Below are 12,246 nucleotides of genomic sequence, written 5' to 3' on the forward strand. Positions count from 1 at the left end.
CGCGATGACCATTCAAGTACTGCTCGGGATCGAGGACCGCGACCTCGCCTCCTCGCTCACCGGCCAGTTCCGCGAGCTGGCCGACATCAAGGTCATCGCGGTGGAGACGACGTCCAGCCATCTGGCGAGCACGGTCGCGACCGTCCCGCAACTGGACGTGGTGCTGGTGCACCAGGGCCTCGGGCCGCTGCCGGCGCTCGACCTGATCCGCGACATGGTGGTCCGCCAGCCGCAGCTCGCCGTCATCCTGATCGCCGACGAGGCGACCGCGGAGACGCTGTCGGGGGCGATGGCGGCCGGCGCGCGCGGGGTCATCTCGAACGAGCCGACCCTGTCGGAGCTGCAGAACCGCGTCCACCAGGCGTCGGAGTGGTCGCGCACCATGCGGCGGCATTTCACCTCCGCGGAGGTGCCGGGGCAGGGCGGCCGGCTGGCCCGGCTGGTGACCCTGTGCGGGGCGAAGGGCGGCGTCGGCACGACCACCCTGGCGATCCATCTCGCGATCGCGGCGTCCAGCGCGGGGCAGACGGTCTGCCTGGTCGACATGGACCTGCAGAACGGCGACATCCCGGGCTATCTGGACGTCCAGCACCGGCACAGCATCGCCGACCTCGCCGCCGCGGCCGGCGACCTGGACGGGGCGGTGGTCGCCGAGGCGCTGTTCGTCCACCCGTCGGGACCGCATCTGCTGCTGGCGCCCGGGCAGGGCGAGGACGCCGAGGAGATCTCCGCGCGGGCCGTCCGGCAGATCCTCACCGTCGTCCGGTCCCGGTATGACGTGGTGATCGTGGACGGCGGCACGCACGTCGCCGACGCCAACGCGATGGCCGTGGAACTCGCGGACGAGGCGGTCATCGTCGCCACCCCGGACGTGCCGGCGCTGCGGTCCGCGCGGCGGCTGGCGCGGATGTTCGCGCGGCTCGCGATCCGCAAGGAGGAGGACATGAGCGTCCTGCTCACGCGGCAGGACAAGCGCAACGAGATCCAGCCCGACCTGGCGCGCAAGATGGTCGGCTCCCCGCTGCGCGGCGTGGCGGTGCCGGCGGTGTTCCGGGCACTGGAGGAGGCCGCGAACACCGGCACGCCGGCGGCGGTGAAGAACTCCGACTTCCGCAAGGCGGTCGGCAGGGCCGCCGCCGACCTGGGCCTGCTCGGCACCGCGCCGCAGCCGGAGCCCGCCGCGCCGCCGCCCCCGCAGAAGCAGGGCGACGCGGGCGCCGTCGCGGTGGAATTCGCCGGGATCCTCCCGCTCATCGTGCTCATCTTCCTGCTGGTGTGGCAGGTCGTCCTGGTCGGGCTGACCTCCACCTACTCCAGTCACGCGGCCAACGAGGCGGCCCGAGCGGTGGCGGTGATCGGGTACGACAAGGGCGCCACCCCGGAGGCCAAGGCCAACCGGGAGGAGGTCCGCCGCCGCGCGATCAGCCGCATCAAGGGCGACTGGAAGGACCGCGAGCATCTGACGATCAACGTCGTGGACGGCTACGCCGTGGTCACCATCGACACCCCGATCCTCATCCCGGGGCTGCGCAGTTCGTGGGGGATCGAGACCAGAACCAAGATCGTCGACGAGGGTGAGGGGTGAGGGCCGTGGCGGTGGACCGAACCCGGCGCCGGGGCGACAAGGGCGCGGTGGCGCTCGAGTTCGCGGGCTCGGTGCCCATCGCGTTCTTCATCATCTTCCTCTCCTTCCAGGCCTACATCTCCTTCACCACGGTGTCGCGCGTGGAGAACATCGCGCGCACCGGGGCCCGCGAGGCCAGCCAGCGGTACGAGCCCGGACTGTGCGTCGAGTACGCCAACAGCGTCCGGCCCACATGGCTGAACGACTACGAGATCGAGGGCGGAACCACCACGGTGGACGGCACCGACGCCGTCTACTGCCACGTGGAGGCGAAGCTCCCGCTCCTCTTCAAGGGCGTGCCCTTGGACTACACCGTGAAGCGCACCGTCACGTTGCCGCTGGGGTGAGCGATGGCACTCAAGGATCGCCTCGAAGACGACCGGTCGGCCAGCGACCGGACGAGCAAGAACACCGTCCAGCACTGGCGGCAGCGGCTGCTGGAGGAGATCAACCTCGACGAGCTCGCGCGGCTGACGATGGCGCAGCGGCGGGCCCGGCTGGAGAAGGTCGTCGGGCTGCTGGTGGCACGGGAGGGGCCGGTCCTCGCCGCCGGGGAGCGCGCCAACCTGATCCGCCGGGTGGTGGACGAGGCGCTCGGCCTCGGTGTGCTGGAACCGCTGCTCGCCGACCCGAACGTCACCGAGATCATGGTGAACGGCCCCGACTCGATCTTCGTGGAGCGGGCCGGCCGGGTGCACCGGCTGGACACCGGGTTCGCCAGCGAGGAGCAGCTCTACCAGACCATCGACCGGATCGTGGCGCAGGTCAACCGGCGCGTGGACGAGTCGAGCCCGATGGTGGACGCGCGCCTGCCCACCGGCGAGCGGGTCAACGTGATCGTGCCGCCGCTGTCGCTCGTCGGGCCCATCCTGACGATCCGGCGCTTCCCTCGGGCCTACTCGATCGAGGAACTGGTCGGCATGGGGTCGATGGACCCGGCCACCGGCATGCTGCTGGCCGCGTTCGTCCGTGCCCGGCTGAACCTGGTCATCTCGGGCGGTACCGGCACGGGGAAGACGACGATGCTGAACGCGCTGTCGGCGTTCGTCCCCGATCACGAGCGCATCATCACGATCGAGGACTCCGCCGAGCTTCAGCTGAAGCAGGAGCACGTCATCCCGCTGGAGTCGCGTCCGGCCAACATCGAGGGCAAGGGCGCGATCACGATCCGCGACCTGGTCCGCAACGCGCTGCGCATGCGCCCGGACCGGATCATCGTCGGTGAGGTCCGCGGCGGCGAGACGCTCGACATGCTCCAGGCGATGAACACCGGCCATGACGGTTCGCTGGTGACGGTGCACGCCAACTCGACCGAGGACACCGTGCACCGCCTCCAGACGCTGGCCAGCATGAGCGACGTCAAGCTGCCGTTCGAGGCGATCCGCGACCAGATCGCCAGCGCCGTCGACGTGGTGGTCCAGCTGAGCCGCGGCCCGGACGGGTCCCGCCGGATCACCGAGGTGGCGGTGGTGGACCCGGCCCGGCGCGACGCGTCCGCGCTGCGGCCGGCCCTGCGGTTCGAGCCTCGGCCGATCGGCCCGGACCGTGAGGTACGCGGCGTGTTCCGGCCGCTGCCGCTGCCGGACGCACTGCTCAGCAAGCTGTTCCACGCGGGTGAGAGCGTCCCGCCGTCGTTCGCCCGTCCCACGGGCGGCGGCGCCCAGGGCGGGGGACACGGGAGCGGGCCTCCGGCGGGCGGCGGGATGAACGGCCACGGGCCGCGGGTGGGCCCATGAACCGCATCGACGAGGAGACGAGGGGGTGTCCGCCGTGAGCCTGCCACTGCCGGTGATTCTGCTGATGCTGGTGGCGACCCTGGCGCTGGCCGTCTGGGGCGTCGGCGACCTGATGATCGGCTGGGGGCAGCGCAGCCGCCTGGTCGCCCGTTCCGCGCTGGTCTCCGACGACAGGATGACCGGCCTGATGGGGCGGCTGGACGTCGCGATCCGCCGCACGTCCGCCGGCAAGTCGCTCGCCCGGCGGCTGGCGGCCTCGGGGATGCGGATCCGGGTGTCGACGTTCCTCGCGCTGATGACGGCGACCGGCACCCTCACGATCTTTCTGATCGGCCAGTGGATGGCCCCGGTCTTCGGGATCGCCGCCGCGATCGGCGTCGGCTTCGCGTTCTTCGCCTATGTCCGGCGCCGGGAGGAACGGCGCCGGGAGGAGTTCATCGCCCAGCTGCCCGAGCTCGCCCGGGTGCTGTCCAACGCCACCCACGCCGGCCTCGTCATGCGCACCGCCATCGAGATCGCGGCGGACGAGTTGGCGGACCCGGCCGGGGAGGAACTGCGCCGCACCGCGGACGGGCTGCGGCTCGGCCAGCCCGTGGACGAGGCGCTCCGCGACCTCGGCGAGCGGCTGCCGTCCCGCGAGCTCGGGGTGCTGATCAGCACCTTGCTGGTGTCCGCGCGGGCGGGCGGCTCGCTGGTCACCGCGCTGCGCACCATCGCGACCACGCTGGAGGAGCGCAAGGAGATCCGCCGCGAGGTCAAGACGATCATGGGCGAGGCGGTCGTCACCAACTGGGCGATCGGGCTGCTCGGGATCGCCGGCCTGGCGATGGTCAACGTGATCATGCCGGACGCGCTGCGGGTGATGAGCGGCAAGCCCGTGGGCCAGATCATCCTGGGCGTCGCCGCCGGCCTGTTCATCACCAGCCTGCTGATCATCCGCAGGATGACCCGGATCGACGTGTGAGGTGAACGTGGTCATCTACGCCATGGCGGCCGGCGGGGCACTGTGCGTGCTCATGGGTGTCATCGGACTGGCCCAGCTGACCGCCGGCGACCGGGTCGCCACGTCCGCGGTCCCGCTCGCCCAGAAGCCCGACAAGCAGGAGACGTTCGTCCTGGACGTCATCGCCGACTTCCTGGGCAGCCCGTTCGCCCGGATGACGATGGAGCTGCTGGGCCCGTGGCGGTTGAAGATCCGTAAGCGGATCGACGCGGCGGGCCGCCCCGGCGGAATGACCGTGGAGACCTACGCCCGCCGGACCGCGGGCTACGCGACGCTGTTCGGGCTGCTCGGCCTCGGGCTCATCGCCAACGGCCAGGCCCCGTTCGGGATCCTCGCCTTCCTCGGCTGCCTGCAGACGGAACTGATCCTCTACAGCAAGCGGGTGGCACGGCAGGACAACATCCAGCGGTCGATGCCGGACTTCCTGGACGTGCTGGCCGTCACGGTCAGCGCGGGGCTGAGCTTCCGCCTGGCGCTGGCACGCGTCGCCGAGAGCATGCCGGGCCCGCTGTCGGAGGAGTTCATGGTGGCGCTGCGGCAGATGGAACTCGGCACGCCCCGGCGGGAGGCGTTCGAGGATCTGCGGAACCGCAACAGCTCCGAGGCGGTGAACCTGTTCGTCACGGCGATCCTGCAGGCGGAGGAACTCGGCGCGCCCCTCGGGACCGCGCTGGTCGACATCGGCGGCGACATGCGGCGCGAGGCCGCCCAGTGGGCCAAGCGCAAGGCGCAGCGGACCACACCGAAGATCACCGCGATCACGATGTCGATGACGCTCCCGGCACTGATGATGGTCGTTCTCGGTGCCCTGTTCATCGGCTCGGGAATGGGTGGCGCAGGTGGGATCCTCGGATAGCGGGGGCGGGGTGTTCCCGGAACGCGTCGGATCGGCCTTCCGGATGCTCATGGAGATCCGGATGCTGACCACGGCGCTCAGCATGCTGCTGTTACCGCGCGAGCAACTGACGGTCGGCGTGTTCGTCCTCATGTTCGCGATGGTCCTGCTGTCCTGGGGGACGGCGCGGCAGTGGCGGGTCGTCGCCCCACGCGTCGCCGCCCACCCTTCCCTCTACACGCTCGATATGTTCCTTTCATTCGCGGTCCTGAGCGTCGGCGGGATAGCGGGTCCGTACTTCCTGTCCACCGTCGCCACGGCCACTGTGGCCGGGCTCCTCTACCGGTGGCAGGGAATGCTGGCCGTGGCCGGTCTCCAGATTCTCGTCTACTACCTCACGTACGCGCTGACCGCGTCCCAGGCGGGAGAATTGACCTTCCAGGCGCTGCTGGGCCAGCCCCTTTATTACCCGCTTGCGGGATTCGCCGGGGTCGCGCTTCGCCGTCTGCTGGACGATTACGCGGCCAAGGACGCCGCGCTGCGACAGGCTCAGGTCCTCGCGGCGGCGTCCCAGGAAAGGGCCAGGCTCGCCCGCGAAATGCACGACTCCCTGGCCAAGACGCTCCGCGGCATTGCGCTCGCGGCGTCCGCGCTGCCGGTGTGGGCGTCCCGGGACCAGACGCGCGCCGCACTGGAGGCCGAGCAGATCGCGACCGCCGCGGCGGTCGCATCCAATGAGGCGCGCGATCTGCTCACGGAACTGCGGGACGACGCCGTCACACGTTCCCTGCACGAGGCCCTGCGGGAGGCCGCGGACCGCTGGGCGGAGGAGACCGGGACCACTGTGACATGCGATCTCGACGCCGACGTCGAGCCGGAGCTGCGTATGCGCCATGAGGCGGTCGCGATTCTCCGTGAAGTGCTGACCAATGTCGAACGGCACGCGAAAGCGGCTTCGGTGAAGGTGAGGCTCGTGAAGGAAAAGGATGACCTCGTGCTGACCATCGTCGACGACGGCGAGGGTTTCCGGCCCCGGCAGCTGACGGAACTGGCGCGGGAAGGCCACTACGGCCTGATCGGCCTGCACGAACGCGCCCAGCGTGTCGGCGGTACGGTGACGATCTCCTCCCGGCCGGGGGGCGGTACCACCGTCTCCGTCCGGCTTCCCGTGGACGTGTCCGGTGATGTTCGTCTGGCGGAGGTGAGCTGACATGGGTGTTCCGCGCGTGGTGGTTGTCGACGACAACGTGGTTGTCCGTTCGGGCCTGGTCTCTCTGGTGGAGGCGTCCGGCGCCGAGGTCGTCGGCGAGGCGGGGGACGGGCGCACGGCCATCGAGCTGGTCGACCGGCTCAAGCCGGACCTGGTGCTGCTGGACGTGCAGATGCCGCTGATGGACGGGGTGGCCGCAGCCGAGATCCTCAGCGCCAAGACGCGCGTCATCATGCTCACCTATACCGAAGACCCGAAGGTCGTCAGGGCGGCCATCGGGAACGGCGCCGTCGGCTATCTGGTGCACGGTTCCTTCACGCCCGAGGAACTGACGGCCGCGGTCCACGGCGTGGTGGACGGCTCGAACCCGCTTTCTCCGGCCGCGGTCTCGGCATTGGTCGGCGCGGTCCGGCGCGATTCCCAGAGCACCCGCGACTCCCAGAGCACCGGGGATTCGCAGGCGAGGCTGGATTCGCGGCCCGGGCAGACGCCGGATGGGCCCGCGCGCGAGAAGTTCGTCCCGGTGGTGCGAAAGGCCGGCGACTTCGGATTGTCCGCCCGCGAGGCCGATGTCATGCGCCTCATCGCGCGGGGACGCTCCAACGGCCAGATCGCCCAGCACTTGTTCCTGGCCGAGAAGACTGTCAAGAATCATGTGAACCGCATTTATGCCAAGCTCGGCGTCACCTCGCGGGCTGCGGCGATCGCCCAATGGATGGGCACGTCGGAAGAGGGGGACGGGTGATGTGGGCCGTCACCGCGATCGGAATAGGCCGGCCGTCTTGGGTCCACAGACCCCATCGAGGTTGGGTCCGAGAGGCGGCCATAATTGGGCCGCTGGGCCCTGGGGAAGGCGATCTGGATTCCCTAATGTTGTCTGTGTCAGGGCGAGACAGAAACAGCCGGGAGGCACCAGATGAACTCGCTGATCCCCCTCTACGTCACCCTTCAGACTTTCGTTCAGGACCGCGCCCAGCAACTCAAGGACCGGCACGACCGCGGTGTCAGCGCGCTGGAGTACGGCGCCCTCATCGTGGTCGCCGCGCTGGTCGTCGGCATCCTGTACGGCCTCATCAACGACACCGTCAAGGAGAAGGTCTCCACGGCGATCAGCGACCTGTTCAACCCGGGTGGCGGCTCCAGCTGATCCTGGAGGGACCGCGAGCCAGGACCGGCCTGAAGCGATCCGTCAACGCCCGATGGGGAGAACCGCAGCAGCTGCGGTTCTCCCCATCGGGCGTTGACGCATGTCCACGTTGTTAGAGAGGAATCATGAATTATCGCGTGACCGCGGGAAGGCGCGCCGCTCGTTATGGTGCGGTGCCGCTCGCTCTCATTCTCGCCCTCTCCGGATGTGGTGGCGACGACAAGCCTGAGGCCGGGAAATCGACGCCGCCGCAGGGAAAGACGACGCCGGGCGGCGAACTCAAGCCGATCGCCTCGATGCCATTGCAGGACAAGGACGGTCCCGCGCATGTCGATCTGCTCGCGCTGAGCCGGACGGGGGGGAACACGGTCACCGCCCGGCTCAAGATCGTCAATGATGGGGACAAGCCGATCGACCTGACGACGAGCCTCAACGAACCCGGGCAGGCCGACGATCCGAATCTCGGCGACTCGCTGTCGGCCAGCGGGATCGGCCTGCTGGACGCCCGGAACGAGAAGATGTACTTCCCGCTGCAGAAGAAGGGCAACTCGGACAACTGCGTCTGTACGCGGCTGCACAACAACCCGGTGAAGCCGGGCGGGTACATCAACGTCTACGCGACATTCCCGTCGCCTCCCGCGAACGTCCAGAAGGCCACGCTGATCGTCCCGCTCTCCGTCCCCTTCCCGGATGTGCCGATCACCGACGCCCCGGTCGAGCCGCTCAAGACCCAGATCGACCCGACCAAGGTCGAACTGAGCCAGCCGAGGGTCCTCGACGTGCGCAGTCTCACCGAGGGCACCGAGAAGTCGGTGGACGACGACCCGAACGACCGGTCGGTGCGATTGTCCGCCGACGTCCTGTTCGCCATCAACAAGGCCGACCTCACCCCGCGGGCGGAACAGCTTCTTCAGGAGGTCGCCAAGCAGATCGACGCCTCCAAAGGCACCACGGTCAAGGTCGACGGGCACGCGGACAAGACCGGCAACGACGCGATCAACCAGCCGCTCTCGGAGCGCCGCGCGAAGGCGGTCGCCGACCGGCTGAAGAGCCTGGTGACCCGGCAGGGCGTGACCTATGAGCCGGCGGGGCACGGCTCGAAGGAGCCGGTCGCGAGCAACGACACCGAAGAGGGACGCCGCAAGAACCGGCGGGTCACGGTCACGTTCGCGCGCCCCCCGGCGCCCGCGCCGCCGCCCGTGAAGGGTGAGCCGTACAAGCGAGGCTCCTCGGCCGTGCTGGGCTCCGCGACGTTCCAGGCGGCCGAGGCCAAGGGCCTCAAGGTCGAGGTCAACAGCCTGCACCGCGACTCGTCCGGGTTGACGATCCTGGTGTGGACACTGCGCAACACCGGGCAGGGCAAGCCGGACGTCGGTCAGAAGTTCGAGAAGACCGCCGCCGTCCACGGCGCCGATCCGCAGCCGAGCAGGCTGGGAACCTCCGGTGGCGTGATGCTGTTCGACTCCGCCAACCAGGTCCGCTACAACTCGCTGAGCATTCAGACCGGCCCCTGCGTCTGCAGCATCGTGGGCGGAGACGAGGCGCGGAAGGTGATCGGGCCGGGGGAGAGCATCGTCTACTGGAACGCCTACAAACCGCCGGCGAACGCGGCCAACCTTGAAATGCAGGTTCCGTGGGACCGGGGCGCCGACGCCGTCGTGAAGGGACTCACGATCAAGTAGAGGTGGACACTCGGTTTCTTCCCGGCATGGCGGGGCTGTTCTCCCTGCTGTTCCTCATCCTCGGATGGATGCTCGGGTTCAGCGAGCTGAGCGACAACTCCTTCATGGTGCACCTGGCGACCGGGCATTGGATTCTCGACCATTGGGTGCCGCGCGAGGACCTCTACTCCTTCACCGCCCCAGGTGTCTCGTGGGTGGCCCAATCGTGGCTCGCGGAAGCCGTCTACGCCCTCATCGACCGATCGGTGGGCCCGCACGGCGTCCAAATGCTGGACATGACGACCGGTGGGCTGATCGCGCTGCTGTCCTACCGCCTCGCCTATCGCGTGCAGCGAGACCGCGGGGCATCGGCGTTTCTCGTCATCGCCGCATTGGCGCCGGCGACGCGGCTGTGGGTGGAACGCCCACTGTTCTTCGGCGTCCTCGCGATGCTCGCGCTCGTCTGGATCGTGGAGATCCCGGATTCGCGTGCCGGTCACCGGCCGCTGCTGTTCCTGCCGCCCTTGATGTGGGTGTGGGCGAGCGTGCACGGATCATTCATGCTGGGGTTCGCGTACCTGTTCGTCCATCTCGGCGGACGGTGGCTGGACGGCCACCCACCGTGGCGTGGCCGGGAGTTGCGTTTGACGCAGGCGGCCGTCCTCGGGTTCGCGGCTGCTTTCGTGAACCCCTATGGGCCCGCGCTCGTGTTCTTCCCCGTCCGGCTCCTCGGCAGGGGCGACATCCTCGGGCAGCTCGTCGAATGGAGGTCACCGGACTTCCACACTCCGCTCGGCATCCTGTTCGCCATCTGGATCGTCGTGATCGTGGCGGCGCTCGGCCTCGCGCGGACCCGGCCGTCCCGCCGCGATGTCCTGCTCCTCGGGTTCTCGCTGCTGATCTCGTTGTGGGCGATGCGGAACATCGCGGTCGCGCCGCTGATCGGCCTGCCGATCGCCGCCCGGATGCTGCAGCGCGAGCGGCGCGAGGACGCGCGGAGCCGCCTCTCCCTCGCGATCGCGGCCATGGCACTTCTCGTCGCGGCGCAATGGACGGTGGGTCATCTGACACGGCCGGCGTACAACTTGGGCGACTATCCCGTCGCCGCGATGCGTGCGGTTGCGGACCACGGACTGCTCGGGCGCCGGCTGTTCACCACCGATCAGTGGGCCGGCTATGTCATCCACGCCTACCGGCCGCGGCAGAAGGTGTTCCTGGACGACCGTTACGACATGTACCCCACAGCGTTGATCAAGGATTATCTGCAGGCGCGGGAACAACCCGGGAAATGGCGTTCTCTCGAGGACCGATACCGGATCGACGTGGTCGTCTGGCCGACAAATGAGCCGCTCACGCAAACTCTTCGAAGGGACCCGAACTGGCGGTGCGTGCACGCGGACGGCAAGGCCACGGTGTTCACTCGCCGGTAAACGGGCAGGTCGGGCCCGTCTTGGGTCTCAGGACCCTGTTCCCGCCAGAAGCGCTGCTGTTAGTTTCGGTGGCCATGCGGGGAATCACTGGCCCGCTCTTTGTCCGGCCGCGTGAGAGGCGCGAGCGGTGAATGTGCTCGTCTCGGAGGACGAACGGCAAGACGCCGGCGGTGGCGATGGGCCCGCGTGGAGGCCGCGCCTGCGGCTGCCGTCCGCGCGTACCCGTTCCGCGGTCCTCTGGATGGCGCTCGCTTTCATGAGCGGCCTGGATCCGCTCGACGACAATTCCTTTTTGACGCACCTGCGGACCGGGCACTGGATCCTCGACCACGGGATACCCCGGGAGGACGTCTACTCCTACACCGCGTCCGGCACCTCGTGGATCGCCCAGTCCTGGCTGGTCGAGGCGCTCTACGCGGTGCTCGACAAGGTCACCGGGCCGACGGGCATTCTGGTGCTGGACGGCCTTGTGAACGCCGTCCTCGCCTATCTGGCGTTCGGGCTGGCCGACCGGCTGCGCGGAGGCGGACGGACCGCTCACATCGTGCTGCCGACGCTCACGGTGTCGCTGCATTTCTGGGTCGAGCGTCCACTGCTCTTCGGCGTCCTGGCGATGCTCGCCCTGCTGTGGATCGTCGAAGTCCCCGATTCCTGGGCAGGACGGCGTCCACTGGTCTCCGTGCCCATCCTGATGTGCCTCTGGGTGAACGTCCACGGTTCGTTCGCGCTGGGCTTCACCTATATCGCGTTGCACCTGATCGGGAGACGGCTGGACGGCGCGGCGCCGTGGAAAGGCAGGGAACGTCATTTGATCCAGGCCGCGGCACTCGGGCTCGCGGCGTGTTTCATCAACCCCTACGGGTACCGCCTGGTGCTCTTCCCGGTGGAGTTGCTGTCGAGAGGCGACGTCCTCAGGAACGTCCAGGAATGGCAGTCACCCGACTTCAGGTCCACCCTCGGCGTCACCTTCGCCATCTGGATCGCGGTGTTCCTCGCCGTGCTTGCGCGGGCGCCCGGCAGAGCGTCCCGGCGGGACCTGGTCGTCGCGGTCCCGTTCCTGCTGCTCGGTTTCTGGGCGCTGCGGAACATCGCGCTCGCGCCGCTGGTCGGGTTGCCGATCGCCGCCCGCCTGCTCGGGGTTCGGGACGAGCGGGAGGCGCGGCGCGGCAAAACCGATCTGACCATTATCGCGGCGGTTCTAACGGCCGTGGCTCTCTTCTCCAGTACGACCCTGTCGAGACCGGCGTTCGCCTTCGGCGAGTATCCGGTCCGGGCCATGCAGGCGATTGAGCAGCACGGCCTTCTTGGGCAGCGGCTGTTCACCACGCACACATGGAACGCTTACGTGATCCATGCCTATTGGCCGCGACAAAAAGTCTTCATGGACGACCGCTATGACATGTATCCGGTGGCGTTCACCAAGGAATACATGAAGGTTCGTGACGGAGGTCCGGAGTGGCGGGGGATGTTCGACCGGTATCGGGTGACCGTCGTGATGTGGGAGACGGGAACCCCGCTGACGGAATTGGTCTCGCAGGACCCGGGATGGCGCCGGATCTACCGCGATCGGCAGGCGACCGTATTCGTCAAGCGCTGACAC

The 12,246-nt window shown here is 68.8% G+C and carries 11 protein-coding genes; all 11 read left to right on the forward strand.

All coding sequences use genetic code 11. The features are described from left to right. The first annotated feature begins 4 nt into the window (after positions 1-4). Positions 5-1,585 (forward strand): AAA family ATPase, encoded by a 1,581-nt coding sequence (locus AB0C35_RS28345; protein ID WP_358461997.1) that lies wholly within the window; start codon positions 5-7, stop codon positions 1,583-1,585. A 5-nt stretch (positions 1,586-1,590) separates the two neighbouring features. Further along, a complete protein-coding gene (locus AB0C35_RS28350) occupies positions 1,591-1,971 on the forward strand; it encodes a TadE family protein (RefSeq protein ID WP_358461999.1) in 381 nt (126 codons plus the stop codon). 3 nt (positions 1,972-1,974) lie between these two features. After that, entirely contained in the window at positions 1,975-3,360 is a 1,386-nt protein-coding gene (locus AB0C35_RS28355) for a CpaF family protein (RefSeq protein ID WP_358462002.1), read from the forward strand. Between the two features lie 25 nt (positions 3,361-3,385). After that, positions 3,386-4,324 carry a type II secretion system F family protein gene (locus AB0C35_RS28360; protein ID WP_358462005.1) on the forward strand — a complete coding sequence of 313 codons (939 nt, stop codon included), beginning with the start codon at positions 3,386-3,388 and terminating at the stop codon, positions 4,322-4,324. A 7-nt stretch (positions 4,325-4,331) separates the two neighbouring features. Continuing rightward, positions 4,332-5,219: a type II secretion system F family protein gene (locus tag AB0C35_RS28365; RefSeq protein WP_358462008.1), complete on the forward strand. Its 888-nt coding sequence runs from the start codon at positions 4,332-4,334 to the stop codon at positions 5,217-5,219. Further along, on the forward strand, positions 5,203-6,408 hold the full coding sequence (locus tag AB0C35_RS28370) for a sensor histidine kinase (protein ID WP_358462011.1): 1,206 nt from the start codon (positions 5,203-5,205) through the stop codon (positions 6,406-6,408). Before AB0C35_RS28365 ends, AB0C35_RS28370 begins: the two co-directional genes overlap by 17 nt. 1 nt (position 6,409) lies before the next feature. Then, a complete protein-coding gene (locus AB0C35_RS28375; RefSeq protein ID WP_358462014.1) occupies positions 6,410-7,153 on the forward strand; it encodes a response regulator transcription factor in 744 nt (247 codons plus the stop codon). 171 nt (positions 7,154-7,324) lie between these two features. Next, a complete protein-coding gene (locus AB0C35_RS28380; protein WP_358462017.1) occupies positions 7,325-7,555 on the forward strand; it encodes a hypothetical protein in 231 nt (76 codons plus the stop codon). 173 nt (positions 7,556-7,728) lie between these two features. Then, complete coding sequence (locus AB0C35_RS28385; protein ID WP_358462020.1) at positions 7,729-9,237, forward strand: OmpA family protein; 1,509 nt, start codon at positions 7,729-7,731, stop codon at positions 9,235-9,237. A 2-nt stretch (positions 9,238-9,239) separates the two neighbouring features. Continuing rightward, on the forward strand, positions 9,240-10,646 hold the full coding sequence (locus tag AB0C35_RS28390) for a hypothetical protein (RefSeq protein WP_358462023.1): 1,407 nt from the start codon (positions 9,240-9,242) through the stop codon (positions 10,644-10,646). Positions 10,647-10,887: 241 nt separating this feature from the next. Further along, entirely contained in the window at positions 10,888-12,243 is a 1,356-nt protein-coding gene (locus AB0C35_RS28395) for a hypothetical protein (protein WP_358462026.1), read from the forward strand. Positions 12,244-12,246: the final 3 nt, after the last annotated feature.

The sequence above is a fragment of the Spirillospora sp. NPDC048819 genome (assembly GCF_040650055.1).
Classification (GTDB): Bacteria; Actinomycetota; Actinomycetes; order Streptosporangiales; family Streptosporangiaceae; genus Spirillospora.